The sequence below is a fragment of the Kitasatospora azatica KCTC 9699 genome, assembly GCF_000744785.1.
Lineage (GTDB): Bacteria > Actinomycetota > Actinomycetes > Streptomycetales > Streptomycetaceae > Kitasatospora > Kitasatospora azatica.
The window spans coordinates 1045659-1072136 of record NZ_JQMO01000003.1 but is presented as its reverse complement, the minus strand read 5'-3'; the positions used below and the strand labels follow the sequence as shown (position 1 = coordinate 1072136).

Genomic DNA, 26478 nt, shown 5'->3' with positions numbered 1-26478 from the left:
AGGAGTGCCGCACACTCCGACAAGCCACCCCGCGCCGGTCCGCCGCCCCGCCCTCGAGCGGGGGCGGAGCCTGCTCGGCCCCGCGCTGCAGCTGATCCACACCGGCCGGGCCCCCACCCGGTCCGCGCTCACCGCCGCGCTGGACGTCACCCGCGCCACCGCCGGCGCCGTCGCGGGGGAGCTGGCCGCGCTCGGCCTGGTCACCGTCGACGCGCACCCGGTCGGCACCGGCCGGGGCCGGCCCTCGCACCGGCTCGGCCTGGCGCCGGACGGGCCGGTGGTGCTCGCCGCGCAGGTGCACGCCGACGGCCTCTCGGTCGCACTCGCCGGGCTCGGCGGCGTACTGGGCGAAGCCGTCTACCATCCGTTGCCCGCCAGCACCGGACCCGAGCGGATGCTCGGCGCGATCGCCGCGGCCGGCGCCGAACTGATCCGGGCCGAACGGCGCCGCTGCCTGGGCGCCGCACTCGCGCTGCCCAACCCGGTGCGCCAGCCGGAGGGCACCGCGCTGGCCGCCCTGCACTTCGGCTGGCCCGGCGGTACGCCGGTGGCAGAGCTGTTCGCGGCAGCGATGGCCGAGCAGGACCTCGGGCCGCGCGCGCGACGGCCGCTGCCGACCGCCGTCGCCAACGACGCCAACCTGGCGGCGCTCGCCGAACACCGGCACGGCGCGGGGCGGGACGCGCGACACCTGCTGCTGGTCACCTCCGGGCACCGGGGGGTCGGTGGGGCGTTGGTGGTGGACGGGCGGCTGCACACGGGTAGCGCCGGGCTGGCCTTGGAGGTCGGGCATCTGACGGTGGATCCGCTCGGCCGGCCCTGCCCGTGCGGGAACCGGGGTTGTCTGAACGTCGAGACCGACCCGGAGGCGCTGCTGGCGGCGGCCGGGCGGACCCCGGACCCGGGGAAGCCGCTGCTCGACCAGGCGCGGGAGCTGGCCCGTTCGGCGGTGGCCCGTTCGGCGGTGGGTGGCGCGGTCTCGGATGGTGACGCGGTGCCGGGTGGATCGGTTGCGGGCGGCCCGAGGGGTGGCGGGCCGGCGGCCGGTGACGCGGTGGGTGCTGGGCCGGCGGCCGGCGATCCCGTTGCGAGGGCGGCGGTGGACGCGGTGGTGGACCGGCTTGGGCTGGGGCTCGCGGGGCTGGCGAACATCCTCAACCCGGACCGGATCGTGCTGAGCGGGCTGCACCAGGACCTGCTCGCGGCGGCGCCGCAGCGGCTGCCCGAGGTGGTGACCGGGCACAGTCTCTGGGGACGGTGCGACCGGGTGCCGGTGGTGGCTGCTCAGCTGCGCCACGCGGGGCTGGTGGGAGCGGCGGAGCTGGCGTGGGAGCCGTACTTGACGGACCCTCAGGAGGTGGCGGTGCAGTAGCGGGGTTTGGGTGGGTGGAGGCGGCGCGCTCGGTCGGGCTTTGCAAGCTTTGCAAACCGCTGGGCGGGTGCCCGGTAGGGCCTTGCAAAGCTTGCAAAGCCCTACACGTGCCCCTGATGGTGGGCTTTGCAAAGTTTGCAAAGCCCACCACGCGCTTTCACGTGCCCTCACGCGCCCCCCAGCACCACGCGGCCCCCGAGCACCCAGCACCACGTGGCCCCCGAGCACCCCGCACCTCCCCGGCGTACCCCTCCCCGGAGTAGCGGACCGCCGCTCCGCCTACTCCCCTCGTGGTACGCCGACGGCCGCCGCCCGCACGACGCGCCGGGACACCGTGCGGCGGGACGCTCATGGGGACGGACCCGGCGGAGCCCGGGTCGCACCCGAGGAGATGGATCCCCATGTACGCGACCACCGCGACCGCGCTGCTGGCCGATTCAGGCTGGCACCCGTGGTTCCTGTTCATCCCGTTCTTCTGGTTGGCCTTCCTGGTGATCGTCTTCGCTGTGCTGCGTCGCACCGTCTGGCGCCGGGCCGGGTGCTTCGGCCCGTACGCGTACCACCACGCCGGCCAGCAGGGCCCGCTCGCCGTCCTGGGCGAGCGCTACGCCCGGGGCGAGATCGACGAAGACGAGTACCGGGCCCGCAAGGCCGTCATCACCGAGCAGCCGGAGCGCGACCGATGAGCCTGCTGGAGAGTCTCGCCACGCTGCCCGATGCGCGCCCGGCCGCCCGGGTCGAGGAGGCGGTCAAGATCTACGGCATCGGTGACACCGAGGTCCGCGCCCTGGACCACGTCAGCGTCGACTTCCCGGCCGAGCGATTCACCGCGATCATGGGCCCGTCCGGCTCCGGCAAGTCCACCCTGATGCACTGCGCCGCCGGCCTGGACACCCTCACCGCCGGCGCCGCCTACCTCGGTGACACCGAGCTGACCGGTCTGACCGACCGTCGGCTGACGCTCCTTCGGCGGGAGCGGATCGGCTTCGTCTTCCAGGCCTTCAACCTGGTCCCGACCCTGACCGTGCCGGAGAACATCACCCTGCCGCTCGACCTGGCCGGCGCGACACCCGACCAGGCCTGGCTGACCAGCCTGATCGACGTGATCGGTCTCGGCGACCGGCTGCGCCACCGCCCCACCGAGCTCTCCGGCGGCCAGCAGCAGCGGGTCGCGGTGGCCCGGGCGCTGGCCGCCCGCCCCGAGGTGGTCTTCGCCGACGAGCCCACCGGCAACCTGGACTCCCGCACCGGCGCCGAGGTGCTCGGCCTGCTGCGCCGCGCGGTGGACGAGATGGCCCAGACGGTGGTGATGGTCACCCACGACCCGAGCGCGGCCGCCCACGCCGACCAGGTGCTGTTCCTCGCCGACGGCCGACTGGTCGACACCATGGCCGCCCCCACCGCGGACCGGGTGCTGGACCGAATGAAGGCGATGGACTCCCGGCCGTCCCGAAAGCCGGTGCGGTCATGAACCCCACCGTGAACCCCACCTTCAACCCCACCCGGAACCCCACCGTCCGCCTCGGCCTGCGCTCCCTGCGCGCCCACCGTCGACGGCTCTTCGGCACCTTCGCGGCGATCCTGCTCGGCGTCAGCTTCCTGGCCGGCACCATGATGCTCAGTGACACCCTGCACGCCAACTTCGGCACCCTGTTCGCCAGCGCCGACGCGGGCACCGACGCGGTGGTCCGCAACGCCGACGTGCTCGCCGCCCCCAACACCCCGGGCGGCGTCCGGGCGCCGGTCGACCTGGCGCTCGCCGACCGGCTGCGCGGCCTGCCGCAGGTGGCCGCCGTCGAGCCCGAGGTGCAGGGCGCGGGCCAGCTGGTCGGCGCCGACGGCAAGCCGGTCGGCGGCCAGGGCCCGCCCACCATCGCGGGCAACTGGTTGACGGACACCCAGCTCAACCCGTTCCACCTGGCCGCCGGCCGGGCGCCCGCCGGGCCCGGCGAGGCGGTGATCAACCGGGGCGCCGCGAACGCCGGCCACCTGGCGATCGGCGACACCACGGTGGTGCGCACCCCGGACCCGGTGACGGTGCGGATCGTCGGCATCGCGGTGTTCGGCGACAACGCCGACGGCATGGGCCCGTCCACCTACACCGGTCTCAGCCTGGCCGACGCCGAGCGCCACCTGACCCCGCAGGGCCAGGGCCAGGCCTCCGCGCTGCGACTGCGGGCCGCCGCCGGCACCTCGCAGCAGCAGCTGGTCGACGCGATCAAGCCCCGGCTGCCGCAGGGCGTCGAGGCGATCACCGGCAGCGCCGCGAGCGCCGAGAGCAACCAGCAGGTCTCCGGCGGCTTCCTGAAACTGTTCACCACCTTGCTGCTGGTCTTCGCCGGCATCGCCCTGCTGGTCGCCACCTTCACCATCCACAACACCTTCGCCATCGTGACCGCCCAGCGGACCCGGGAGAACGCCCTGCTGCGCGCCCTCGGCGCCGGCCGGGACCAGGTTCTCGGCGCAACCCTGGCCGAGGCCCTGACGGTGGGTCTGGTGGCCTCCGTCGCGGGCCTGGCGGGCGGGATCGGGGTGGCGACCGGCCTCAAGGCGCTGTTCCACGCCGCCGGGTTCTCGCTGCCCACCGGCGGACTGGTGGTCAGCGGCTGGGCGATCGCGCTGCCGCTGCTCACCGGCACCCTGGTGACGCTGGCCTCGGCCCTGGTCCCGGCGGTCCGGGCCGGCCGGACCGCGCCGCTGGCCGCGTTGCGCGAGACCGACGTGGACCGGGCCGCCTCGGGCCGCGCCGGACTGGTCCGGGCGGCGCTCGGCACCGTGCTGCTGGCCGCCGGGATCCCGCTGGCGGTCGAGGGCGCCACCGGCGGACCCTCCGTCAACCTCACCGCGCTGGGCGCCGTCACGGCTCTGGCCGGGGTGATCGTGCTGGGCCCGGTGGCCGCCGCGCTGGCGGTGCGCACCCTGGGCGCCCCGCTGCCCCGGTTGCGTGGTGTGACCGGTGCGCTGGCCCGTCGCAATGCGGCCCGGAACCCGCGGCGGACCGCCGCCACCGCGACCGCGCTGATGATCGGCGTGGCGGTGGTGACCCTGTTCACCGTCTTCGGCGCCTCGCTCAAGGCAACCCTCGACACCAGCGTCAACAGCTCCTTCGCGGGGGACCTGGCCATCAGCTCGCCGGCCCGGGGCGCCGGCGGCAGCGGCCTGAGCCCGAAGCTGGCGGACGCCGTGGCCGCGGTGCCACAGGTCCGCGAGGCGGTGGGACTCGGCAAGGGCGTGGCCCGGATCGACGGCCACGGACGGGTCCTGGACATCACCGATCCGTCCAGGTTCGCCGGTGTGGTGGACCTCGGCCGGGTCGACGGGCAGCTCGACCAGTTGGGCGGCGACGGTCTGGCCGTCTCCCGTGCCGAGGCCGCCAACCGCGGCTGGCAGCTGGGCCGGTCGGTCCCGGTGGCCTTCGCCGACGGCAGCACCCAGCAGTTCACCGTCCGGGCGCTCTACCAGGGCACCGGCCTGACGGGTGACTATCTGATGACCCGCCAGGCCTGGGCCCCGCACCGGGGACAGGACAGCGACACCCTGGTCGCCGTCGCGCTCAAGCCGGGTGTGTCGGCCGCGGCGGGCAAGGCGGCGCTGCAGCCGGTCGCCGCCAGCTACGGGAACCCGCAGGTGCAGACCCGCGCCGAGTACGCGAGCACCGCCGCCTCCGGTATCGACACGATGCTCTCGCTGGTCTACGCCCTGCTCGCGCTGGCCGTGCTGATCGCCCTGCTGGGCATCGCCAACACGCTCACCCTCGCGGTGCACGAGCGCACCAGGGAGCTGGGCCTGCTGCGCGCGGTCGGCCAGACCCGGGCCCAGCTGCGGGCCATGGTGCGCTGGGAGTCGGTGCTGGTGGCCGCGTTCGGCTCGGTCGGTGGGCTGGGGCTGGGCGCCTTCCTCGGCTGGGCCCTGGTCAAAGCCTCGGACAGTGCGGGCACCGGTTCCTTCGCGCTGCCGCCGACCCAGCTGGCCGTGGTGCTGCTGGCCGGTCTGCTGGCCGGCGCGGTGGCGGGCCTGCGCCCGGCCCGCCGGGCAGCGCGGCTGGACGTGCTGCGGGCGATCCAGGCCGACTGACGGCCGGCGGGGCCCCGGGCGACCACGTCCGGGGCCCCATAAGCGGAACCTTAATCATTCAGAATGACTACTTTCCGTTACACTGAAGGTATGGAAACAGTAGATGTGGACCGCTCCGACGCCGCCTACCGCACCTGGCTCAAGGAAGCCGTCCGCAAGGTGCAGGCCGACGCCAACCGCTCGGCCGACACCCACCTGCTGCGCTTCCCGCTCCCGGCGGACTGGGGCATCGACCTGTACCTCAAGGACGAGTCCACCCACCCCACCGGCAGCCTCAAGCACCGGCTGGCCCGCTCGCTCTTCCTCTACGGCCTGTGCAACGGCTGGATCCGCCCCGGCAAGCCGGTGATCGAGGCCTCCAGCGGCTCCACCGCCGTCTCCGAGGCCTATTTCGCCGCCCTGATCGGCGTGCCGTTCGTCGCCGTGATGGCCAAGAGCACCAGCCGGGCCAAGATCGAGCTGATCGAGCTGCACGGCGGTACCTGCCACCTGGTGGACAACCCCTGCGAGGTCTACGAGGTCTCCGCCCGGCTCGCCGCTGAGACCGGCGGCCACTACATGGACCAGTTCACCTACGCCGAGCGGGCCACCGACTGGCGCGGCAACAACAACATCGCCGAGTCGATCTTCGCCCAGCTGCGTCTGGAACCGCACCCCGAGCCCGCCTGGATCGTCGCCACCGCCGGCACCGGCGGCACCTCCGCCACCATCGCCCGCTACGTCCACTACCAGCAGTTCGACACCCGGATCTGCGTGGCCGACCCGGAGAACTCCTGTTTCTTCGAGGGCTGGCTCAAGCACGACCCGGACGCCACCAGCGCCAGCGGCTCGCGGATCGAGGGGATCGGCCGGCAGCGGATGGAGCCGAGCTTCGTGCCCGGCGCGATCGACCGGATGATGAAGGTTCCTGACGCCGCGTCGATAGCCGCGATGCGGGTCCTGGAGCGGGCCCTCGGCAAGAAGGCCGGCGGCTCCACCGGCACCGGGCTGTGGAGCGCCCTGCGGATCGTGGCCGAAATGCGCGAGCGCGGTGAGCACGGCAGCGTGGTCACGCTGATCTGCGACCCCGGTGATCGCTACCTGGACAAGTACTACTCCGATGACTGGCTCGCCGAGCAGGGCCTGGACATCGCACCGCACCGTCGCGCGCTGGACTCGTTCCTCGTCGGAAACGGCTGGTCGGAGACGCTGCCCGCGTGATATCCAGCGTGCATGAACGATCTTCTGACTGAGCGCCTGATCCTGCACCCCTTCACCATCGCCGAAGCGGAGCGGGTCGCGGCGGGCCAAGCCGGCCCCGCGGACAACTGGGCCCCTGACTACCCGTCGGAGGGCGAGCGGGTCGGGGCCGGCATGTTCGTCAAGTACCAGACCGCCCACCCCTTCGGCGGCTACGAGATCCGCCTGCGCGAGGGCGGTACGGCGATCGGCGGCATCGGCTTCCACGGCGCGCCCGACGAGCACGGGCACGTCTCCGTCGGCTACGGCCTGTCCGCCTCCGCCCGCGGCAACGGGTACGCCCGCGAGGCGCTGCGCGCGATCGTGGCCGCCGCGCCCGGCTGGGGCGTCACGTCCCTGAAGGGCGACACCGACCACGAAAACCTCCCGTCCCAGCGGGTGATGGAGGCCGCGGGCCTGACCTTCACCCACGAGGACGGCGAGCTCAAGTACTACGCGATAGAGCTCCAGACCCCGACCGAGCGCTAGATCCCCGACGGCGCGAGCACCAGCTCACGCACATGGTCACGCGCCGCCTCCGCCGCCTCGGCGGAGAGCGCCGCGTCGGTCACCCAGGTGTCCACCTCGCTCAGCTCGGCGAAGGTGGACAGGCCGACCACGCCCCACTTGGTGTGGTCGGCCACCGCCACCACCCGGCGGGCCGAGGCCACGAAGTTCCGGTTGGTCTCCGCCTCCGCCAGGTTCGGGGTGGAGAGGCCGGCCTCGGGGGAGAGGCCGTGGGTGCCCAGGAAGAGCAGGTCGAAGTGGAGTGAGCGGATCGCCCGGTCCGCCACCGGCCCGACCAGCGAGTCCGAGGGGGTGCGCACCCCGCCGGTCAGCACCACCGTGGTCCCGGTGCCCTCGCCCTGGCGCTGGGCCCGCTCGAAGACGTCCGCGACCCGGACCGAGTTGGTCACCACGGTCAGCTGACCGACCGTCACCAGGTGCTGGGCCAGCGCGAAGGTGGTGGTCCCGCCGGAGAGCGCGATCGCCATCCCGGCGGTGACCAGCGCGGCCGCGGCCCGGGCGATCTCCTCCTTGGCGGACAGCTCCAGCGAGGACTTGGCCTCGAAGCCGGGCTCGTGGGTGCGGGCCTCCTCGACCGGCACCGCGCCGCCGTGCACCTTCTCGATCGCGCCGACCTTGGCCAGCGCGTCCAGGTCCCGGCGGATCGTCATGTCGGAGACGTTCAGTCGCCGGGTCAGCTCGTTCACCCGGACCCCGCCGCGTCGGCGCACCTCGTCCAGGATCAGTGCCCGGCGCTGCTCGGCGAGCAGGTTGCTGCTGTCGGCCACGTGCGTCGCCCCGCCTTTCAGAGAAGATCGATCCCTCTGATTATCCTGCCACGTCCCAGTGCTCAGCGTCCCAGTGCTCAGCGTGGCAGGGCTCAGCGGGGCAGCGGGAGGTCGGCCGGGACGAGGAGTTGGAGTTCCTCGGTGGACGGGTCGGACAGCTGTGCCACCCGCATCGCATGGCGTTCCACCATGGTCTCGAAGACCTGTCGGGCGGTGCGGCCGTTGCCGAAGGTCGGGCCGCGGTGCAGGGTCGAGAAGTGGTCGAGCAGCGCCGCCGCGGTCGGCTCGGCCAGCTGGTACTCGTGCTCCACGCACTGGGTGCGGGCGATCTCCAGCAGCTCGGCGTCGGTGTAGTCGGGGAAGCTGATGGTCCGTGAGAAGCGGGAGGAGACACCGGGGTTGGCGCCGAGGAAGCGCTCCATCTCGGCGGTGTAGCCGGCCACGATCACCACCACCTCGTCCCGGTGGTCCTCCATCAGCTTCACCAGGGTGTCGATGGCCTCCCGGCCGAAGTCCCGGGCGCCGTCCTCGGGGGCCAGCGTGTACGCCTCGTCGATGAACAGCACCCCGCCCCTGGCCTGGTCGAACGCCGCCTGGGTGCGCAGCGCGGTGGAGCCGATGTGCTCGCCCACCAGGTCCACCCGGGCCACCTCCACCAGGTGTCCGCGCTGCAGGACCCCGAGTGCGGCCAGGATCTCCCCGTAGAGCCGCGCCACCGTGGTCTTGCCGGTGCCGGGGGAACCGGTGAAGACCAGGTGCCGACGGAGCGAGGGCGCCTTCAGCCCGGCCTGGCGGCGCCGCCGGCCCACCGCGATCAGGTCGATCAGGGTGCGCACCTCCTGCTTGACGGTGGCCAGGCCGATCAGCGCGTCCAGCTCGGCCAGCGCCTCGTCGGCCGGGCGGCAGTCCGGGATCGGCGCGATCTGCGGCGGCGCGACCAGCGCCGGGGCGCCGGCGGTCAGCTGGGCGGTGCGCGGGGCCGGCACCGTCTCGGCGGGGGCCGGGGCCGGCGCGGTCGGCACGTCGTCCGAGGTGCAGGCCTCCACCAGCGGGCCGGGCTCGGCGATCTCGAAGCCGGCCCGGCCGTTCTGCTCGGCCCGGCAGCGGGTCAGCTTGGTGCGGCAGCCGTCGATGATGTGGAAGCCGAAGCCCTTGCCCTGCACGGCCCGGCAGTCCTCGAAGCTGCCCTTGCCCTGCGCCGAGACGTAGACCGCCGCCTCGGCGCTGGCGCGCACCACGCAGTCGCGCAGCACCGGGTCGGCGCCCTTGGTGACGATCACCCCGGTGGCCACCTCGGCGATCTCGCACTCCGTCAGCAGTCCGCCGCTGCCGTGGTCGCGGAACCAGAGCCCGGTGCCGGCCTCCTGCACCCGGCAGCGCTGCAGCGCGACGGTGGCGCCGGAGCTGACCGAGACGGCCGAGCTGCGGATCCGGCTGAACGAAGTGTCGGTGACGGTCGCCTGGGAGTCCCGGTCCAGGACGAACAGGGCGTCCGGCAGGTCGTGCAGCGCGCAGTCGGTGAGGGTGAGCCGGGCGCCGTCGCTGACCCAGATCGCGGGGTAGTCGCCGGTGGAGTCCTCGATCTCGCAGCCGGTGGCCTCGACCCTGGTGCCCGGGTCCCAGACCGAGAGCGCGCCCCGGCCGAACGAGCGGATCGTGCTGCGCTCCAGCGTCAGGGTGGCGCGGCCGCGCAGGTCGGCGGCGTTCTCCGGCAGGTCGTGCAGCCGGCAGTCGCGCAGCTGCAGTTCGGCCTCGGTGTCCAGGGTCAGGCCGTTGCCGGTGACCCGGTGCACCTCGCAGTCGGTCAGTCGGCCGACCGCCTTGGACTCGGCCTGCACGCCGCTGCCGCGGATCTCGTAGATCTCGCAGCCGGTCAGCTCGGCCAGGCTTCCGGCGTCGGTGAGCAGCACGCCGGCGCCCGCCGCGTGGTGCAGTCGGCAGCGGTCGAGCTCGGCCCGGGCCCCTTCGAGGACCGCCAGCCCGGCCTGGCCGGCGGCGGCGACCTCGCAGTCCTGGAACCGCGCGGTGGCCCCGCCGCGCAGCCGCAGACCGAGGCCGGACGGGTTGCTGACGGTGCATCCGGTGATCCGCGCCTCGGCCCGTTCGGCCACCTCGATGCCCACCGCGGCGTGCGTGTCCACCCGGCAGCCGGTCAGTGTGGCGGTGGCCTCGGGGCCGGTGATCCGCACGGCGGCCGCCGAGCTGTCGTAGCTCTCGATCACCAGGTCGCGGACGGTCGCGCCGGCCGTGACGGTGAGCGCCACGCCGGACGGCGGGTCGATCCGTACGGTGCCGGGCCCCTCGGCGGGCAGCACCGTGACCGCCTTGTCGAGCAGCACGTTCTCGCGGAACACGCCGGGGCGCACGGTGACGGTGTCGCCCGGTTCGGCGGCGGCCAGCGCCTCGGCGAGCGTGTCGTACTCCCCGGCGCGACGCCGCCAGCGCGAGCCGCTGTCCTGCGTGACCCGGACCCTGTGCTCACCCATGACGTTCCGTCGCCCCGCCTTCCGTGCTCGTGCCGCCTCGGGCCTCACCGTAGCGTGCCGGGATGGGTCCTCCGAAGCTATGCGGCGGGGAGCCGCTCGCCGCGGGCCCGCACGGTGACCTGGTCGCCCAGCCGGAGGGTGCCCAGCTCGTCGCCGGTCACCCCCTCGGGTCGCTCGGGTACCAGGTTGACGCCGAACGCCGCCTTCTTGTCGAAGCGCCGCAGCTTGGCCAGGGTGCGCAGCGGCTCGGCGCCGGTGCGCTCGCCGGTCTCCTGGTCGGTGGTGGTCACCACGCAGCGGCCGCACAGCTTGACGGCCCGGAAGGTCAGCTCGCCGATCCTGACCCGCCGCCAGCCGTCCTCCTCCCAGGGCTCGGTGCCGTCGATCACCAGGTTCGGGCGGAACCGCTCCATCGGCACCGCCGGGGTGTCGGCCTCGGTGAGCCACTCGTTGAGCGCGGCCAGCGAGGCGGTGCTGGCGGCCAGCAGCGGGAAGCCGTCGGCCATGCTCACCGTCTCGCCCGGCTCGCTGAAGTCGGGCGCGATCCGCCGGGCCCGCGGGTCGGCCAGGTGCAGCAGCCGCAGGTCGCTCTCGCCGAGCCGCTCGCGGAACCAGAGTTGGGCCTTCTCCTCGGCCTCGACGGCGGCGAACAGGCTGCCGAAGACATCGCCCTGGGTGTCGACGGCGCCCTCGGCGGCGCTCGGCGCGGGCACCCGCAGCTGCTCGCCGCCGGGGGAGGTGATCTGCAGTGCGCCGTCCTCGTCCAGGTCGGTGCGGAACTGGCCGAGCGCGGCGATCTCGCGCTGGGTGACCGCCCGGCCGGTGGCCCGGGCCAGCATCCAGCGCCGGTCCCCGCTCAGACCCCAGGGTTCCACCACGGCCTGCCGCGGGTTCTGCCGGTACATCGACTTGACGGGGTATCGGTGAAGTCCGGTGAGAAGCGGCATGTCGCCCATCCTGCCAGGTACGCTCGCAAGCGAGAGCCATGGGGGCGGCGCGGGGGGCGGGCCGGAAGATGGATGTCGAGCGGTGCCGGGATGCGTGTGCGGGGATGCGGACGGGCCGCCCGGCCTGCCGTGTTCCGGCGGGCCGGGCGGCCCGTTGATGACCGTCCCCCTCGATCGGCTGACCGGTGTTGCCTCCGGTCAGTAGACCTGCCCCGGGTAGGGCTGTTGCTGCTGCTGTCCGAACTGCCCGGGCCCGAACTGCTGCTGTCCGAACTGGCTCTGGCCGAACTGCGGCTGGGCGGCGGGCGGCTGCGGGCTCTGCTGCGGCTGCTGCTGCCCGAACTGCGGCTGCGGGAAGCCGTGCGGCGGGGTGCCCTGCTGCTGGAAGAACGGCTGCGGCGGCATCGGGCGCACCGGGGCCATCGGTGCGGGTGCACCCTGGCCCGGCCGGAAGGCGCCGGGCTGTTGGTCCCAGGGCTGCGGCGCGGCCGGCTGCGGATAGCCGGGCGGTACCGGCTGGCCGGGCACCCGCGGACCCGGGACGTACGGCTGGCCGCCGTACCCGGGGACGGGCTGCGCCGACTGGTAGCCGCTGCTGGTGCCCGGGCCGAGCGCGAGCCGGGCGGGCGGCAGCGCGGGCAGCAGGCTGGTCGATTCCATCGCCGACCCGTAGGACGGCGACGGCATGGGGGCCGGCGGCAGGGCGGCCGGCACGTTGATCGGCGCGATCTGCGGGACTCCGCGCTCTGCGACCAGCATGTCGTAGATGGGCGTGCCCGACGAGAAGGACGGAGGGTAGTAACCAACTCCGTCGTAGGGGCGGGGCGAGGTCATGGGGCATACCGTAAGCCCAGAATGCGCCCCTGAGGAGAGCAGGAGGGGTGGCAGTTCGAGTGTTTACGCAGTCTTCTCCAGCGCAAACCCCTCGAACGAGGGAAGATCGGACATTTTGTCGACGCTTTCCGGTCATTGAGAGTCAATGAAAGACGGCAATGAACACGTGAGCCCCCCCGCGACGGGGGGCTCACACCGGCGCACGCGTCAGCCGCGCTGCATGGCCTGAGCAGGAAAGCCCGGCGTGCCGGCCACCTCGGAGGTGCAGTACGAGCAGCGCACGGCCGCGGCCGGAATCCGGCTGAGGCACTGCGGGCAGTCCACCTTGGCCGGCTCGGCCTTCGGCGCCTCGAACTTCTCCTGCAGCTTGCCGACCGGCAGCACCACCGCGAAGTAGATCACCGCGCTGATCAGCACGAAGCTGATCAACGCGTTCAGGAACGCGCCGTACGGGAACGCCGTGCCGCCGACCTCGAAGGCCTCCTTGGTGAAGTCCCCCACCGCCCCCATGGCGACCCCGACCAGCGGCGTCAGGAACGCCGTGACGAAGCCGGTGACCACGGCGGTGAAGGCCGCACCGATGACGATACCGACCGCCAGGTCGACAACGTTTCCGCGCAGCAGGAAGCTGCGAAAGCCCTTGAACACGGCTCTGACTCCAGGGGGTTAACGCGGGGCGATGGCCCGCCCGCTTGCCCGGCCATCCTGGGCGAGCAGCCACCCCACGGTCCAACCGCCGTCACCCGGACTGGCTAACGCGGCCCGGGAGTTGGGGGTGAGCCAGGGGCGGTGTGTGTACTACTCGTCAAACTCCTTCCGCGGCCGCACGGGCGCGCGCATACTGACCGCATGCCCGTCGTCATAGCCCTGGCCGTGGTCGCCCTGCTCTGGCTCCTCACCGGTGTGCGTGTTGTGCAGCAGTACGAGCGCGGGGTGGTGTTCCGGCTCGGGCGGGTGCGTCAGCAGGTGCGGGGGCCGGGGTTGACGTTGCTGGTGCCGGTGCTGGACCGGATGCGCAAGGTGAACGTCCAGGTGGTCACCATGCCGGTGCCCGCGCAGGAGGGGATCACCAAGGACAATGTGACGGTCCGGGTGGACGCGGTGTTGTACTTCCGGGTCAATGAGCCGATCCGGGCCACCGTGGACGTGCAGAACTACCAGTTCGCGATGTTGCAGGTGGCGCAGACCTCGCTGCGCTCGATCATCGGCAAGAGCGAGCTGGACGACCTGCTCTCCGGGCGCGAGCAGCTCCACCGGGGGCTCGAACTGATGCTGGAGAGCCCGGCGGTGGGCTGGGGCGTGCACATCGACCGGGTGGAGATCAAGGACGTCGCGCTCCCCGACTCGATGAAGCGCTCGATGGCCCGGCAGGCGGAGGCCGATCGGGAGCGGCGGGCCCGGATCATCACGGCCGACGGCGAGTTCCAGGCCGCCGGCAAGCTGGCCGAGGCGGCGCAGCGGATGTCCGAGACGCCGGCCGCGATGCAGCTGCGGCTGCTGCAGACCGTGGTGGAGGTGGCGGCCGAGAAGAACTCCACGCTGGTGCTGCCGTTCCCGGTCGAGCTGTTGCGCTTCTTCGAGGCGCAGACCGAGCGCCTCACTCGGGAGGAGTAGCCGGACCGCTCGATCGGGGGACTGATCGCGCGTCAGCTGGCCGGCCGGCGGGCGGGGCTGCCACGGTGGCGGTATGAAGCCCCTGACCCGTGCCGTTGTCCTGGTGGTGTCCGTCGCCTGCGCCCTGGGCTCGGTGCCCGCCGCCGCGGACGGACGGTATGTCAGCCTGCGCCATCCGCAGCAGGTGAGCGCGTCGGCCCAGCGCGAGGTGGTCGAGGTCTTCTGGTACGGGTGCTACCACTCCGAGCTGCTGGAGCAGCCGTTGGAGCAGTGGGCCGCCCGCCAGCCCTCCGATGTGGTGCTGCGCCGGATCCCGGCGGTCTGGCCGGGAGGTCCGGAGCAGAGGGTGCAGACCGCGCACGCCAGGCTCTACTTCACGCTGGAGAAGCTCGGTCAGGTGGACCGGCTGCAGCGGGCCGTGTTCCGGGCGGTCCGCGGCGAGGGGGCGGACCTCGGCAGCGAGGCGGCGGCCGCCGGCTGGGCGGAGCGCCAGGGGGTGGACCGGCGGCAGTTCACCGCCGCGTACGAGTCCGAGCAGGTGCGCCGCGAGGTCGAGCAGGCGCCCGACGACCTGGTCAGGTACGAGACCACCGAGCTGCCCAGCCTGGTGGTGCAGGGCCGCTACCAGACCTCGCCCACGGCGGCGGGCGGGGTGGAGGCGATCCCGGGTGTGCTGGACCAACTGCTGGCGCAGGTCCGGTCGACGAGCCACTGAGAGCCGCTGCCAGAAGCCACTGGCAGAGCCCCTGACCAGAACTCCTACCACCTAAATGCGTTTTAGTGGTTAGATCGGAGCTGTCAGCACGACTGCTCCGATCAGAGGGGGTCGGCCCATGGCCGAGCTGCGGATACCGCGTGTCCACCACCGCCACGTCGAGATCGACGGCCTGCGGATCTTCTACCGCGAGGCCGGCCCGGCCGACGCGCCGACCCTGCTCCTGCTGCACGGCTTCCCGGCCTCCTCGCACCAGTACGCGCGCCTGATCGACGCGCTCGGCGCGGACTACCACCTGGTCGCCCCGGACTACCCCGGCTTCGGACGCAGCGACAGCCCCGACCCGGCCGAGTTCCGGTACAGCTTCGACGCGCTCGCCGAGGTGATCGAGGGCTTCTGCGAGCAGCTCGGCCTCGACCGTTTCGTGCTCTACGCCTTCGACTTCGGCGCCCCGGTCGGTTTCCGGCTCGCGGCTCGGCACCCGGAGTGGATCACCGGACTGGTGGTGCAGAACGGCAACGCCTACGCCGAAGGCCTCTCCGCGACGGCGCAGCAGATGATCGCCAACCGCCCGGGCGTCCCGGGCGCGGCCGAGCGGGTCCGCGAGATCCTCACCCTGCCGGTCACCCGCAGCCAGTACGAGGGCGGCGCCGGCGATCCGACCCTGATCAGCCCGGACGGCTGGACCATGGACCAGCACTTCCTCGACCTGCCGGGCCGCAAGGCGATCCAGGTCGAACTCGCGCTGGACTACCACAGCAACGTCGAGAGCTACCCGCGCTGGCAGGAGTGGCTGCGCACGCACCGGCCACCGGCGCTGATCCTCTGGGGCCGTAACGACCCCTTCTTCCTGGAACCCGGTGCCCGCGCCTACCTGCGCGACCTGCCCGAGGCCGAGCTGCACATCCTGGACACCGGGCACTTCGCGCTGGAGGAGACGCTGCCCGAGACCGCGCCCCTGATCGCCGACTTCCTGGCCAAGCTGGGTGGGTAGGTCGAGCTGGGTCGGTAGGTCGAGCTGGGTCGGTAGGTCGAACTCGGTCAGTAGGGCGCGGTCAGTAGGGGCCCGGTCAGTAGGCCCGGTCAGTAGGTGCGGCCCTTCCAGGCCGCGCCACGGCCGCGATAGTGCTGAACCGCCGAGTCCACCGTCATCAGCAGGTACAGCAGCGCGGTGAACGGCAGCAGCAGCGCGGCCAGTGGCGAGCGGCCGTAGTAGCGGGTCATCGGGAGGTAGGTCCCGGTCATCACGGCCCAGCCGGCCAGGCCGAGGGCGAGCACCGCCGGCCCGCCGGTGACGGCACCGGCGAGGGCGGCCGCTGGCGGCACCAGGTAGATCAGCGACAGGCCGAGCACCGTCCCCAGCAGCAGGAGCGGTGAGTGCCGCAGCTGGGCGTACGCGCTGCGCGAGACCATCCGCCACAGCGGGCCCAGGCCGACGTACGGGCGCACGCTCAGCACGGTCGACTCGGGGTCGCGCTCGGCCAGGCCAAGCCAGGTCCGGCCGCCGGTGCGCTTGACCGCGCGGGCGAGTGACACGTCGTCGATCACCGCGCCGCGGATCACCTCGACGCCGCCGGCCCGCTCCAGCGCGGTGCGGCGCACCAGCGAGCAGCCGCCGGCGGCCGCCGCCGTCCGGCCGCCCGGCCGGTTGCTCCAGCGGAACGGGTAGAGCTGGGCGAAGAAGTAGACGAAGGCCGGCACGATCAGCCGCTCCCAGGCGGTGTCGGTGCGCAGCCGGGCCATCTGCGAGACCAGGTCGAGGCGGCCGGCCTCGGCGCCGGCCACCAGCGCGGCCAGCGTGTCCGGGCCGTGCGCGATGTCGGCGTCGGTGAGGAAGAGCAGCTCGGCCTGGCCGGCGAGTTCGACCCCGTGCCGCACCGCCCAGAGCTTGCCGGTCCACCCGGCGGGCAGCGGGGGCGGGGTGCTGACGGTGAGCGGCAGGCCGCCCCCGGCGGCGAGCCGGCGAGCGACCTCGGCGGTGCCGTCCGAGCTGTGGTCGTCCACCAGGATCACCCGGGCCCGTCCCGGGTACTTCTGCGCGAGCAGCCCGGGCAGGCTCAGCGGGAGCACCTCGGCCTCGTCCCGAGCCGGCACCACCACCGCGACCTCGGGCCAGTGCCCGGGCTCCGGCCGGTTCGGCGGCAGGCGCAGATCGGTGCGCCAGAAGAACCCTTGCCCGACGGCCAGCCAGAGCCAGCAGAGCAGCGACAGTCCGGTCACCCACAGCAGCAATGTCACTCGGGCAGTCTGCCGCACCGGCCCCGTTCAGGTGGGCGGCACGGCGCGATCGGCTAGGGTCGTTCACTATGAAGATCGCACTGGTTGACTCCGGAATCGGCCTGCTGCCGGCGGCCACCGCGCTGCGGAACCTGCGGCCCGACGCGGATCTGGTGATCTCCTGCGACCCCGAGGGCATGCCCTGGGGTCCGCGCACGCCGGCGGATCTCACCGAGCACGCGCTGGCGTGCGCCCGCGCCGCGGCCGCGCACCGGCCCGACGTGCTGGTGGTGGCCTGCAACACCGCGACCGTGCACGCGCTGGACGCTCTGCGGGCAGAACTGGAGCCCGGTATTCCGGTGATCGGCACGGTGCCCGCGATCAAGCCGGCCGCCCGGGCCGGCGGACGGGTGGCGATCTGGGCCACCCCGGCCACCACCGGCAGCGCCTACCAGCGAGGCCTGATCGCGGAGTTCGGCGGCGAGGCGGAGATCACCGAGGTGCCCTGCCCCGGACTCGCCGACGCGGTCGAGCAGGCCGACGAGGCCGCCATGGCGCGGACCATCGCCGCCGCCGCCGCGCTCACCCCCGCCGGCACCACGGAGATCGTGCTGGGCTGCACGCACTACGAGCTGGTCGCCGACCGGATCCGGGCCGCCGTCGCGGCCACCGCCGATCCGGCGCTGACCCTGCACGGCTCGGCCGGCGCGGTCGCCGCCCAGGCACTGCGCCGGGTGCCCACCGAAAGCCTCGCCCGCGCCGGCACCGGCACCCTCACCGTCCTGCTCACCGGCCGGCCCGGCCCGCTCCCGGCCGCCGCCGCAGGCTACCCCGAGGGACGCGCGCTGCTGGCGGCAGCCGGGGCCACCGAGACGGTGACGGCCACCGTCTGACGCCGTACTACGGCACTGCGGGGCTCACTGCACTGCGGGGCTCACTGCACTGCGGGGCTCACCGCACGACGGGGCTCACCGCACTGCGGGGCTTCACTGCCCGCGCCAGCGGGTCAGCGCCGGGTGCAGGCCGGAGAGGATCGCCTCGAAGTGCGGCTGGTCGGCGGTGGCGTCAACCTCCAGACGGCTGATGTGCAGCGCCTCCCGGGGCAACCGCGGGCTGAGCCGGTGGTCGGTCAGGAATGCGGCGCGGTAGCCCAGGTCGGCCAGCAGCGCGGCCGCACGCGGGTCGTGCTCGCCGCCGGGGTAGGCGAAGGCCGTGGGCGCGGCCCCCAGCCAGCCGGTCAGCTGCTGGTGCGCGGTGTGGATCTCCGCCCGCACCGTGGCGTCGTCACAGCGCCGCAGCTCGGGCTCGCCCAGGCTCTGGCTGCCGACCGCCACCCGCCCGGCCACCAGACGGCGCAGGTCGAGCGCGGTCAGCCGCTCGCGCCTGGGGGCCATGACGGGGCTGCTCACCCGCAGTTCGTGCAGGCTGCGCCGCCGGTCCGGGTCGGGGAGGGTGGCGAGCTGTTCGAGCCGCCCGCGCAGTCCGTCCGCGCGCAGCGCCCGGGCCTGGCCGCCGTGGCCGAGCAGGAAGGCCGCCTCGTCCCGCCAGGACGGCCGGTCGGTGCCGACCAGTTCGGTCACCACGAAGGCCACGGCGGGCAGCCCACGGGCGGTCAGCGCGGGCAGCGCGTGCTCCAGGACGTCCCGGTCGGCGTCGTCGAAGGTGATCAGCACGCTGCGCTGGGGCAGCGGCCGGCCCTCGGAGACGGCCTGTTCCAGGGCGGGCAGCGAGATCGGCACGGCGACCTGGCAGAGGCGGTCCAACTGGGCGCCGAAGGCCCGCTGGTCGGTCACCCGGCGGTAGGCGAGGACGGCCAGGCGGCGGGCCGCGTGGGCCCGGAAGAGCGGCTGGGCGGGGGAGTGGCTGAGCCAGTGCGCCAGCCGGTCCGGGGCGAGCGCGGCGGACTGCGACGAGGCGTGGGCGGGCGCCGGCCCGGGAGCGGTCGCAGCGGTGGCGGTTGCGGTGGCAAGCTGCGCGGCCAGGTCAACGGCGGTCGTCAGGTCAGGTGTAGTGGCGTCCGATCGCGGCACGGTGCTCCCCAGGCGAGGCCGGGCTGACCCGGCGTGAGATCCCTCGACGCAGTGCAGACTCCTGCGCCGCGTGGATGGTTGTACGCGATGGGTCGGACATTTTCGCGCGCCGCCGCGCGAGCCCGGCCCGTGCCCGGCGGCCGGTTCACACCTTCCGCTGGCGGTAGGTCTCCTCGGCCGCGTCCACCACGGCCGCCAGGTCCCCGCCGGCCGAGGCCGTCAGCACTGCCGCCACCGCGCCCTCCACGAACGGTGCGTCGGCGAACCGCACCGGAAACGGCAACCCGTGCTCGTCGGCCGCCGCCAGTACCGAGAGCACCGTCTGGACGGCGGCCGGCAGGTCGGCCAGCACCGCCACGCCGTGCCCCTGGTCCACCCGGCGGGCCGCCGCCGCGATCAGCAGCGCGCTGCTGCCCAGGCCGTCGCCGGGGTTCCCGCCGGTGGCCGCCACCGCCGACGGGTCCTCGGTCTGCGCCATCGCCTGGGCCAGGTCGGCCACGTCCTGCGCCAGGTCCCGGCTGTGCGAGACCAGCACCACCCCGACCCGGCCCAGGGCGGCGGTGCGGACCGGCGCCTGGCTCGGCACCCGGGCCGCGGAGGGCGCCTCCCCGATCGGGATGACGTCCGCGCCCATCCCGCCTCGCGGGGTGATCTGTGCCATCGACTGCTCCCAGCTCTGCCGTCGCCCAGGTTCCCGGCCCACTCTCGTACCGGCCCACTCTCGCAAACCCGGCCCGCCGCGTCCCGCGCCCGCGCCGGGTATCGACCCAAAAGCGCACTCCCGTCACGATCCCGACCGATACGCTGACCCCCTTGAAGGACGTTCGGGAGGAGCACCAGCAGTGGCAACCGAGATCAGCCCCGGGGACACCGCCGACCAGAGCGCGGAGGCCGCGACGGTCCCGCCGGCCCGCAAGCCCAAGCTGGACACCACGGGGGCCGAGTGGCTCTCCGCCAAGCAGGAGGACGGCTCCCCGGGCGACGTGCAGATCGCCTTCGTGGACGGGTACATCGCGATGCGCGACGGGCGGTTCCCGGACGGGCCGGTGCTGGTCTTCACCCCGGAGGAGTGGCGGGCCTTCGTGCTCGGCGCCCAGGACGGCGAGTTCGACCTGACCTGACGTCAGGAGCCCGGCGAGGTCGGCACCCTGGTCGGGGACGCCGGGAAAGACAGGCAGGCGCCGTGCCGACCGCCCCCACGCGGTCGTGCACGGCGCCTGCTGCGCGGCCCGGTTCGCGACACCGGGCTCCCTCCCGAGGTTTCCCCGAACCGGCCCGTGCGGACCGGCGGTCGCCGGGAGGCTGGCGGCGGGGCCTAGGGCCCAGGCCGCCGGTGCCCGGGATCCGAACGCCCCCACGCGTCGGTGTCCCGGGCGCGGTCCGTGGGCGCGACAGTTGTCGGGGAACCCGCGAACCAGGCTTTGGGGTGAAGGGGTGTGCTGGAGCTGGAAACGGAGCCGGAACCAGTGCTGGAGCTTGCAGCCGCCGCACGACGATGTGCCACAGGGAGAGTGGGCGCACAGGAATGCGCCACAGCAGGCCACCCCCACGTGGAGCACGTCCACAGCAGCTGCCGTACATCGCGACCGTAGCCCGGACGGTTGCTCAGCGTCAACATTCGTCTCGGAGCGTGGAGCTCGCGCAATTGTGAACGGGACTCGAACACCACCGCCCAGTGCGGGTCCGCGCGGACGGGCCACGTACGATGGCGACATGTCTTTTCTCCGCCGACGTTCCGGCACCCCCGCGGGCCCGGACTTCGACGTACTCGCGATGGACCCGGGCGACTGGCCCGGCCTCTTCGGCGCCGCGGTGATGACCGGCCCCGACGGCTCCTGTCAGGGGATCTTCCTGCGGTACGACCTGTTCGGCGGCCGCGGCCCGGCGATGTTCATCGGGAACCTGCCCGAGGGTTCGCCGGCCCGGGACACCCCGGACGGTGTGCCGTTCGAGGTCAGACAGCTGCTCGCGGCGCTCGAGGTGGAGGAGCCGGTGGAGTTCGTCTCCGCCGAGGACTTCCCGGTGATGCTGCGGGACGACCTGCTGATCGTGAAGAAGGTCAAGGTCTCCGAGGAGCGGGTGTTCTGCGCCCAGTTCGACCGCAGCGACCAGGTCCAGGTGACCATCGCCTCCTGGGACCGGCCGATCGCGGACGACCTGTACCAGCTGCTCAAGCCGCTGCCCGGGGACATGTTCCAGCAGGGCTGATCCCGGCCGGGCCGAGCGCCCGCTCGTGGTGCTTGACGCTGTCGATCATTACTTCGTACAGTCACCAGCATGTCGTCCTGCCGCCCGCTGCTGACCTCCCGCAGCTACCTGGACCTGCGGCGGACCGCCAGCGCGCTCTGTCCGTAGCCCGGCGCGGCAGGCTGCTTCCAGTTCGTCCCCGACGGGTCCTCCCGCCGGGCGGTGCCGTCGCGTCTCGCTCCTCGCCACGTACTCGCACGCCCGCACGCCGGCCCCCGGAGGCAGCGCCATGAGCACCCGCACCGCCAGCCCGTCATCCACCGGCCCGTCGGCCCTCGCCGAGGCGCTGGCCAAGCTGCCCCGGGTGGTCGACCTGCTGGCCGCCCGGGCCGAGGAGCACGACCGCGACGCCACCTTCCCGTACCAGGGCGTCGAGGCGGTGCACGAGGCCGGACTGCTCACCCTGACGGTCGGTCAGCGCTACGGCGGCCCCGCCGCCACGCTCGCCGACACCGTCCAGGTGCTCGCCGAACTCGGCCGCGGCGACGCCTCGGTGGCGCTGCTGACCGCCTTCACCCTGCTGCTGCACGCCGAGCAGGACCGCACCGCGCTCTGGCCGGCCGGCGTCTACCGTCGCCTGCTGACCGAGTCCCGGCGCGGCCCGGCGCTGGTCAACACGGTGGGCGCGGACCCGGCGCGGAGCCTCCCGGCGGCGGACGGCCTCCCGGTGCTCGCCCGGCGGGACGGCGGTGACTGGCTGCTGACCGGCCGCGCGAGCGGCTGCGCCGGTGCCGAGGCGCTCGCCTGGGCGGTGGTGCAGGCCGTCACGGACGAGCCGGAACCACGGGTCGGCGCCTTCCTGGTCCGGGGCGAGAGCCCCGGGCTGGAGGTCGACCCGGTCTGGGAACAGCTGGGCCTGCGGGCCGCCGCCGGCCACGACCTGAGCTTCACCGAGGTGCCGGTGCCGGCCGAACTGGCGCTCGCCCTGCGCCCGCAGGACGCCGAGCCGGGGCCGGCGGCCGCACTCGGCACGGCCTGGCGGGACCTGTCGCTCGCGGCGGTCCAGCTCGGCGTGGGCCGGGCCGCGCGGGACTGGCTGGTGGGCTTCCTGAGCCGGCGCACGCCGGGGAACCCGGTCGGAGCCGTGGCCGGACCTGTGGCCGCGCCCGTGGCCGGAGCCGTGGTCGAACCGCTGGGGACGCTGCCGCGCTACCAGGCCGCGCTCGGCGAGCTGGAGACCGCGCTGATCGGCGCCGAGGAGCTGCTGGTGGGCCTGGCCGCGCGGATCGACGCGGGGGACCAGGGTGCGGTGGGCCGGACCGGACCGGCGTACCTGCTGGCCACCCGGGCGGTGGTGGACTCGGTGCAGGCCGCGGTGGAGCTCACCGGCAGCCAGGGACTGAGCCGGCGTCACCCGCTGGAGCGTCACCTGCGCGACGCGCTGAGCGGGCGACCGCACGGGCGCTGCCCGCAGACGGTGCTGGAGGCCGCCGGGCTGGCCGCCCTGGCGCGTGCGGGGCGGCCCCAGAAGCCGTCGTTCCAGCAGCCGGTCCGCAAGCAGGCCTGAGCGACCGTCAGCCGCCGCGCCCAGCCGACACGCCGCGCTCAGCGGGTGCCCACTGCGGCCCGCACCGCGCGCCGGGCCAGCGCCGCGTCCTCGTACAGCCGACGGATCATCAGCCGCTGCTCCTCGCCGGCCCCCGGCACGTCGTAGATCCGCAGCTCGCGCATCAGCACCAGGACCAGGTTGACCAGGAAGGCGTCCCGGGCCAGCGTGCCGCCGAGCTGGGCGACCTGGCTGATCTGCCGGCGCGCGGCGGTGTCGCCGGACAGCACGCTCCACAGCACCGCCAGGTCGTAGCCCGGCAGGTACCAGCCGGCCTGCTCCCAGTCGAGCAGCACCGGTCCCGACGGGGCCAGCATGATGTTGCTCAGCAGCGCGTCGCCGTGGTTCAGCTGCCAGCCGGTGTGCGCCAGGCCGTGCAGCAGCTGGCGCAGGTCCCCGGCGTCCCGGTCGGTCAGCTGGCCGACCGAGTGGTAGCGGCTGATCTCCCACTGGTAGTCCAGCGGCTGCTGGAACACGTCGGTCGGCGGGCGCCACAGGTTGAGCCCGCGCACGGCGCCCAGGATGGCACGGACCTCGCCCGGGGTCGGAGCGTTGGCCGGGTGGCGCTCGAGTGCCGCCGGGCGGCCGGGGATCCGCTCCATCACCAGCACGCAGCGGTCGTGGTCGGCGGCCACCAGGCGGGGCATCCGGACCGGCGGGCGGTGCCGGACGAAGGCCCGGTAGACCGCCACCTCGCGGCGGAAGCGCTCCACCAGGACCCCGCGGCGGTCGGCCTGCACCGCCTGCGGCGAGAGGCACTTGGCGACCACGGGGGTGCGCCCGATCAGCCCGGTGATCAGGATGTGCGCCCCGTCCGCGCGCAGCACCTGGCGCGCCGAGAAGGCGGGACATATCCGCGTGATGTGGGCCAGCGCGGCCTTCACGGCGGGGGTGCCGAGCGCGGCGGTGTCGACCTTCCCCCAGTTGCCGGCCTGGCCGGCGCCGAGGGTGCCGGGAGCGGACTGCGGTGTACGGGGGCGCAGCAGGCGCTCACCGGCGCGCGGAACGAATCCGGGCGCCTCGATCCGCCCGGCGGGACGGGCAGGCAACGCAGGCTTCGCCACGGGCCGGCGGACCGCCACGGAGGACGGCGGCCGCTGGGCGGTGCCGGTCCGGGGCGCGGTGGGGGAAGTCGCTGAGGAGTACATGAGGAGGAGAAATTCCCTTCCTTGCCGACGGCATATGTCAGCCAAGGCTGCGGCCCTGGCGGATTCAGACCTGGTGCACGCGCTGGGGCAACGGGGCGTGCTCCGGCGCAATCGAGCTTCGCGGCGGCGCGGCGGTCGCCCGGTGGGTGGACGGACGACGGAACCGCGGTGGATGGTGCGCCGAGCGCGGGCTCGGCCGCCCCGGTCGATCCGCGCATTCTGGGGAAATGCGCCGGTCGGACCGGTCGGCCGGGCTCGACGCCAGGCGCGCCACCCGGTCGCGCCACCCCTCTCGCCAGGCCGCCGGAGCGGCCGGTGGCAGCCTCCGAAATGCTCCGGAGCCTGCATTCCGGGCCAGTTGGCCCGGGGTGAGGTGGCGCATCTCTACCTGACACCCGGACGGCACTGGCTATCCACAAGCGCAGCCCTGGCGAAGCCTGGCGAATGCTCGCGTGGCACATGACAGCCCGTTAGGCTCGAAGCAGCCGAGGATTCTGGGGGCTTGATGTGAGCAAGGAACCCAACACCCGACTCGCCGACCTGTTCGCCCTGACCGGCTGGTCCAAGGGCGAGCTGGCCCGGTTGGTCAACCGGCGGGGTGCCGCGATGGGGCAGCAGCAGCTGTCCACCGACACCTCCCGGGTGCGGCGCTGGATCGAGCAGGGCGAGGTCCCACGCGATCCGGTCCCGCGGGTGCTGGCTGCCGTGTTCACCGAGCGCCTCGGTCGTGTCATCTCCATCGAGGACCTCGGCCTGGCGCGACATCGGCGGCCCGCTTCGGCTCTGGCGCAGGGCGCCACGGTCGCGGAGCCGGAGCGGACGGCGGAGATCCTCGCCGATTTCACGGGAATGGATCTCATGCTCAACCGACGCGGACAGGCCGTCGGAGGCCCGACCCTACTGGGAGCCTCCGCCGTGCCCGATTCCCTCTACAGCTGGCTCTCCGGCGAGAGCGTCAGCTACGCCGCCGAGCGCCCCGGCCCCCGCCAGGTGATCACCGGCACCGCCACCCACCCCCTGGTCGACGTCTACGAATCCGGCCCGGCCGGCCTGGAGGAGGTCGAGGCCCTGGAGCGCTCCTTCGAGGTGTTCCGCTCCTGGGACGCCTCCTGCGGCGGCGGGCTCCAGCGCAAGGCCGTGATCGGCCAACTCAACGAGGTCGGCGGCTTGCTGACCCACCGCCACCCGCCCGAGCTGGCCCGCCGCCTCTGGCTGGTGGCCGCCAACCTCGCGGTGCTGGCCGGCTGGATGTCGCACGACGTCGGCCTGGAGTCCACCGCCCAGCGGTACTTCGTGATCGCCGCGCAGGCCGCCAAGGAGGCCGGCGACCGGCCGCGGGCCGGCGAGGCGGTCTCCCGCTGCGCCCGGCAACTGCTGCACCACGGCCGTGGCGCGGAGGCGCTGGACCTGATGCGGCTGGCCCGCACCGGAGCCGGGCCGGGGATGGCGCCGCGCACCCGGGCGATGCTCAACACGGTGGAGGCCTGGGCCCAGGCCACGCTGGGCCGGACCGAGGAGGTCGACCAGCTGCTCGGCGAGGCCGAGGAGTACTACGTCCAGGACATCCGCGAGCCGCAGCCGGTCTGGATGCAGACCTTCAACGAGGCGGAGCTGCACGGCATGCAGTTCCTGGTCTACCGGACGCTGGCCGAGCACGATCCGGGCGCGGCCCGGAAGGCGGTGGAGCACGCCCAGGAGGCGATGCGGCTGCGGGCCAGACGGGGGCAGGAGCGCTCCAACGTGCTCGACCACGTGACGCTCGCCTCGGTGTACTGGATCGCCGGGGAGCCGGAGGCGGCGCAGGAGCAGACCCGGTCGGCGCTGCTCAAGATCGGCGAGACCTCCTCGCACCGCACCTGGGACCGGTTGCGCCGGATGTACCGGCTCTGCGACCGCTTCGAGGCGCTGCCCCAGGTGGCGCAGCTGCGCGCGGAGATCAGGGCGGCGGTACCGCCGGCCCGCCGCCCTGCCGACTGAGGCGGCTCAGATGCTGTCGGCGCCCGCGGTGTGCACCTTGTCCCAGGCCTCGGCCACGTAGCGCTCGCGCTCGACCAGGGTCAGGGCCGGGAAGTACTCCTTGAGCCGCTCGACCACGACCTGCTCGGGCTCGTGGCAATCGTGCAGCAGGAACGCGGCCTTGTGAAGAATCTGGCTGTCCATCGGAACGGTCCTCCCAGTGGTGCAGGTCCGCCCTGTGCCGACAGCATATGTGCGCCGGTCTGCAAGCGATCGTCGGGGGCTCGCACCACAAACCGGTGCGGTCGGTCTCACCCGACGGGGCTGAGCACCATCTTCAGCGCGACCACCTGGCCGTCCGGGCCCAGCCGCGGCCGGCCCGTACAGTGCACGGCGGCGTCCGGCTGCTCCGGGCGGTGGACCCGCACCACGCCGTCCAGCGGCCGGCCGTGCACCAGTGCCTCGGTGACCATCCGGCAGAGCAGTGGGCGGTCCTGCGGGACCAGGTAGGAGGGGAACTGGTCGAGGGTCAGCGGGCCGAGCCGCGGATCGCGGGCCAACACCTGGTAAGCCTCGGGGGACCAGCGCACGGTGTCCCTGACCAGGTCCCACTCGACCGCCGCGGTTTCACGCGCTGCGGCGAGGGGAGGGTGACTCATTGTTCGACTGTCCCACACTCTGAGCCAGAACGGGACATGAACCGCAGATGTGCAGGGAACTTTCACCAGGCATATGCCAGACGGCTACGGTCGGACACCCGCGGAGGTCCGACCGGTCGG

The 26478-nt window shown here is 73.7% G+C and carries 25 protein-coding genes; 14 read left to right on the top strand and 11 right to left on the bottom strand.

The genetic code is table 11. From position 1 onward, the window contains the following. Positions 1-4 precede the first annotated feature (4 nt). The 6 genes from BR98_RS15870 to BR98_RS15845 all read left to right on the top strand — a co-directional run bounded on the left by BR98_RS15870 (position 5) and on the right by BR98_RS15845 (position 7153). Positions 5-1372: an ROK family protein gene (locus BR98_RS15870; protein ID WP_051969822.1), complete on the top strand. Its 1368-nt coding sequence runs from the start codon at positions 5-7 to the stop codon at positions 1370-1372. A 401-nt stretch (positions 1373-1773) separates the two neighbouring features. Continuing rightward, positions 1774-2058, top strand: coding sequence for an SHOCT domain-containing protein (locus BR98_RS15865; RefSeq protein ID WP_035845337.1), 285 nt, complete (start codon positions 1774-1776; stop codon positions 2056-2058). Beyond that, a complete protein-coding gene (locus BR98_RS15860; protein ID WP_051969821.1) occupies positions 2055-2843 on the top strand; it encodes an ABC transporter ATP-binding protein in 789 nt (262 codons plus the stop codon). Before BR98_RS15865 ends, BR98_RS15860 begins: the two co-directional genes overlap by 4 nt. Beyond that, a complete protein-coding gene (locus tag BR98_RS15855) occupies positions 2840-5446 on the top strand; it encodes an ABC transporter permease (RefSeq protein WP_051969820.1) in 2607 nt (868 codons plus the stop codon). Before BR98_RS15860 ends, BR98_RS15855 begins: the two co-directional genes overlap by 4 nt. Before the next feature lie 90 nt (positions 5447-5536). After that, positions 5537-6646, top strand: a complete 1110-nt coding sequence (locus BR98_RS15850) for a PLP-dependent cysteine synthase family protein (RefSeq protein ID WP_232247431.1) — start codon at positions 5537-5539, stop codon at positions 6644-6646. A gap of 12 nt (positions 6647-6658) precedes the next feature. Then, positions 6659-7153, top strand: a complete 495-nt coding sequence (locus tag BR98_RS15845; RefSeq protein ID WP_035845329.1) for a GNAT family N-acetyltransferase — start codon at positions 6659-6661, stop codon at positions 7151-7153. Here BR98_RS15845 and BR98_RS15840 read toward each other — a convergent pair. The 5 genes from BR98_RS15840 to mscL all read right to left on the bottom strand — a co-directional run bounded on the left by BR98_RS15840 (position 7150) and on the right by mscL (position 12874). Next, the gene (locus tag BR98_RS15840) at positions 7150-7959 is read right to left on the bottom strand and encodes a DeoR/GlpR family DNA-binding transcription regulator (RefSeq protein ID WP_035845326.1); all 810 of its coding nucleotides are present in this window, start codon (positions 7957-7959) and stop codon (positions 7150-7152) included. The genes BR98_RS15845 and BR98_RS15840 overlap by 4 nt on opposite strands. A gap of 92 nt (positions 7960-8051) precedes the next feature. Then, positions 8052-10445 (bottom strand): right-handed parallel beta-helix repeat-containing protein, encoded by a 2394-nt coding sequence (locus BR98_RS15835; RefSeq protein ID WP_035845324.1) that lies wholly within the window; start codon positions 10443-10445, stop codon positions 8052-8054. A gap of 77 nt (positions 10446-10522) precedes the next feature. Then, positions 10523-11392 carry an MOSC domain-containing protein gene (locus tag BR98_RS15830; RefSeq protein WP_051969819.1) on the bottom strand — a complete coding sequence of 290 codons (870 nt, stop codon included), beginning with the start codon at positions 11390-11392 and terminating at the stop codon, positions 10523-10525. Positions 11393-11590: 198 nt separating this feature from the next. After that, a complete protein-coding gene (locus tag BR98_RS15825) occupies positions 11591-12226 on the bottom strand; it encodes a DUF6643 family protein (protein WP_051969818.1) in 636 nt (211 codons plus the stop codon). Between the two features lie 207 nt (positions 12227-12433). After that, on the bottom strand, positions 12434-12874 hold the full coding sequence (gene mscL, locus BR98_RS15820) for a large conductance mechanosensitive channel protein MscL (protein WP_035845319.1): 441 nt from the start codon (positions 12872-12874) through the stop codon (positions 12434-12436). A 201-nt stretch (positions 12875-13075) separates the two neighbouring features. Between mscL and BR98_RS15815 the strand changes: the two genes are divergently transcribed. The 3 genes from BR98_RS15815 to BR98_RS15805 all read left to right on the top strand — a co-directional run bounded on the left by BR98_RS15815 (position 13076) and on the right by BR98_RS15805 (position 15549). Next, on the top strand, positions 13076-13840 hold the full coding sequence (locus BR98_RS15815) for a slipin family protein (RefSeq protein WP_035845317.1): 765 nt from the start codon (positions 13076-13078) through the stop codon (positions 13838-13840). A 73-nt stretch (positions 13841-13913) separates the two neighbouring features. Further along, complete coding sequence (locus BR98_RS15810) at positions 13914-14555, top strand: thiol:disulfide interchange protein DsbA/DsbL (RefSeq protein ID WP_035845314.1); 642 nt, start codon at positions 13914-13916, stop codon at positions 14553-14555. Between the two features lie 118 nt (positions 14556-14673). After that, entirely contained in the window at positions 14674-15549 is an 876-nt protein-coding gene (locus BR98_RS15805; RefSeq protein ID WP_035845312.1) for an alpha/beta fold hydrolase, read from the top strand. An 89-nt stretch (positions 15550-15638) separates the two neighbouring features. Here the strand turns inward: BR98_RS15805 and BR98_RS15800 are convergent, their stop codons facing one another. Next, on the bottom strand, positions 15639-16793 hold the full coding sequence (locus tag BR98_RS15800; protein ID WP_035845311.1) for a glycosyltransferase: 1155 nt from the start codon (positions 16791-16793) through the stop codon (positions 15639-15641). Between the two features lie 68 nt (positions 16794-16861). Here BR98_RS15800 and BR98_RS15795 point away from each other — a divergent pair, with 68 nt between their 5' ends. Next, on the top strand, positions 16862-17665 hold the full coding sequence (locus BR98_RS15795) for a glutamate racemase (RefSeq protein WP_035845310.1): 804 nt from the start codon (positions 16862-16864) through the stop codon (positions 17663-17665). A 93-nt stretch (positions 17666-17758) separates the two neighbouring features. On the opposite strand, the gene BR98_RS15790 is transcribed toward BR98_RS15795, so the two are convergent. Together BR98_RS15790 and BR98_RS15785 are read right to left on the bottom strand one after the other, a co-directional pair. After that, positions 17759-18802 (bottom strand): polysaccharide deacetylase family protein, encoded by a 1044-nt coding sequence (locus tag BR98_RS15790; protein WP_051969817.1) that lies wholly within the window; start codon positions 18800-18802, stop codon positions 17759-17761. A 145-nt stretch (positions 18803-18947) separates the two neighbouring features. Beyond that, on the bottom strand, positions 18948-19463 hold the full coding sequence (locus tag BR98_RS15785; protein WP_324606674.1) for a PTS-dependent dihydroxyacetone kinase phosphotransferase subunit DhaM: 516 nt from the start codon (positions 19461-19463) through the stop codon (positions 18948-18950). 193 nt (positions 19464-19656) lie between these two features. Here BR98_RS15785 and BR98_RS15780 point away from each other — a divergent pair, with 193 nt between their 5' ends. The 3 genes from BR98_RS15780 to BR98_RS15770 all read left to right on the top strand — a co-directional run bounded on the left by BR98_RS15780 (position 19657) and on the right by BR98_RS15770 (position 22556). Beyond that, a complete protein-coding gene (locus tag BR98_RS15780) occupies positions 19657-19923 on the top strand; it encodes a DUF397 domain-containing protein (RefSeq protein WP_051971080.1) in 267 nt (88 codons plus the stop codon). A gap of 592 nt (positions 19924-20515) precedes the next feature. Next, positions 20516-21010 carry a hypothetical protein gene (locus tag BR98_RS15775; protein WP_035845308.1) on the top strand — a complete coding sequence of 165 codons (495 nt, stop codon included), beginning with the start codon at positions 20516-20518 and terminating at the stop codon, positions 21008-21010. Between the two features lie 268 nt (positions 21011-21278). Next, positions 21279-22556, top strand: a complete 1278-nt coding sequence (locus tag BR98_RS15770) for an acyl-CoA dehydrogenase family protein (protein WP_051969816.1) — start codon at positions 21279-21281, stop codon at positions 22554-22556. Between the two features lie 38 nt (positions 22557-22594). Here the strand turns inward: BR98_RS15770 and BR98_RS15765 are convergent, their stop codons facing one another. Further along, a complete protein-coding gene (locus tag BR98_RS15765; protein WP_083976618.1) occupies positions 22595-23743 on the bottom strand; it encodes an aminoglycoside phosphotransferase family protein in 1149 nt (382 codons plus the stop codon). Positions 23744-24250: 507 nt separating this feature from the next. Between BR98_RS15765 and BR98_RS15760 the strand changes: the two genes are divergently transcribed. Continuing rightward, positions 24251-25720 (top strand): DNA-binding protein NsdB, encoded by a 1470-nt coding sequence (locus BR98_RS15760; RefSeq protein WP_035845307.1) that lies wholly within the window; start codon positions 24251-24253, stop codon positions 25718-25720. A 6-nt stretch (positions 25721-25726) separates the two neighbouring features. Here the strand turns inward: BR98_RS15760 and BR98_RS40300 are convergent, their stop codons facing one another. Beyond that, positions 25727-25903, bottom strand: a complete 177-nt coding sequence (locus BR98_RS40300; RefSeq protein ID WP_198042230.1) for a hypothetical protein — start codon at positions 25901-25903, stop codon at positions 25727-25729. 107 nt (positions 25904-26010) lie between these two features. Then, a complete protein-coding gene (locus BR98_RS15755) occupies positions 26011-26358 on the bottom strand; it encodes a hypothetical protein (protein WP_035845306.1) in 348 nt (115 codons plus the stop codon). Positions 26359-26478: the final 120 nt, after the last annotated feature.

What these genes read in the sequence shown, in the direction of transcription:
- BR98_RS15830 (WP_051969819.1), bottom strand. Translation starts at nt 11,392, where the DNA reads ATGCCGCTTCTCACCGGACTTCACCGATACCCCGTCAAGTCGATGTAC.
- BR98_RS15810 (WP_035845314.1), top strand. Translation starts at nt 13,914, where the DNA reads ATGAAGCCCCTGACCCGTGCCGTTGTCCTGGTGGTGTCCGTCGCCTGC.
- BR98_RS40300 (WP_198042230.1), bottom strand. Translation starts at nt 25,903, where the DNA reads ATGGACAGCCAGATTCTTCACAAGGCCGCGTTCCTGCTGCACGATTGC.
- BR98_RS15795 (WP_035845310.1), top strand. Translation starts at nt 16,862, where the DNA reads ATGAAGATCGCACTGGTTGACTCCGGAATCGGCCTGCTGCCGGCGGCC.
- BR98_RS15825 (WP_051969818.1), bottom strand. Translation starts at nt 12,226, where the DNA reads ATGACCTCGCCCCGCCCCTACGACGGAGTTGGTTACTACCCTCCGTCC.
- BR98_RS15770 (WP_051969816.1), top strand. Translation starts at nt 21,279, where the DNA reads ATGAGCACCCGCACCGCCAGCCCGTCATCCACCGGCCCGTCGGCCCTC.
- BR98_RS15815 (WP_035845317.1), top strand. Translation starts at nt 13,076, where the DNA reads ATGCCCGTCGTCATAGCCCTGGCCGTGGTCGCCCTGCTCTGGCTCCTC.
- BR98_RS15755 (WP_035845306.1), bottom strand. Translation starts at nt 26,358, where the DNA reads ATGAGTCACCCTCCCCTCGCCGCAGCGCGTGAAACCGCGGCGGTCGAG.
- BR98_RS15865 (WP_035845337.1), top strand. Translation starts at nt 1,774, where the DNA reads ATGTACGCGACCACCGCGACCGCGCTGCTGGCCGATTCAGGCTGGCAC.
- BR98_RS15850 (WP_232247431.1), top strand. Translation starts at nt 5,537, where the DNA reads ATGGAAACAGTAGATGTGGACCGCTCCGACGCCGCCTACCGCACCTGG.
- BR98_RS15860 (WP_051969821.1), top strand. Translation starts at nt 2,055, where the DNA reads ATGAGCCTGCTGGAGAGTCTCGCCACGCTGCCCGATGCGCGCCCGGCC.
- BR98_RS15805 (WP_035845312.1), top strand. Translation starts at nt 14,674, where the DNA reads ATGGCCGAGCTGCGGATACCGCGTGTCCACCACCGCCACGTCGAGATC.
- BR98_RS15855 (WP_051969820.1), top strand. Translation starts at nt 2,840, where the DNA reads ATGAACCCCACCGTGAACCCCACCTTCAACCCCACCCGGAACCCCACC.
- BR98_RS15775 (WP_035845308.1), top strand. Translation starts at nt 20,516, where the DNA reads ATGTCTTTTCTCCGCCGACGTTCCGGCACCCCCGCGGGCCCGGACTTC.
- BR98_RS15765 (WP_083976618.1), bottom strand. Translation starts at nt 23,743, where the DNA reads ATGTACTCCTCAGCGACTTCCCCCACCGCGCCCCGGACCGGCACCGCC.
- BR98_RS15785 (WP_324606674.1), bottom strand. Translation starts at nt 19,463, where the DNA reads ATGGCACAGATCACCCCGCGAGGCGGGATGGGCGCGGACGTCATCCCG.
- BR98_RS15845 (WP_035845329.1), top strand. Translation starts at nt 6,659, where the DNA reads ATGAACGATCTTCTGACTGAGCGCCTGATCCTGCACCCCTTCACCATC.
- BR98_RS15835 (WP_035845324.1), bottom strand. Translation starts at nt 10,445, where the DNA reads ATGGGTGAGCACAGGGTCCGGGTCACGCAGGACAGCGGCTCGCGCTGG.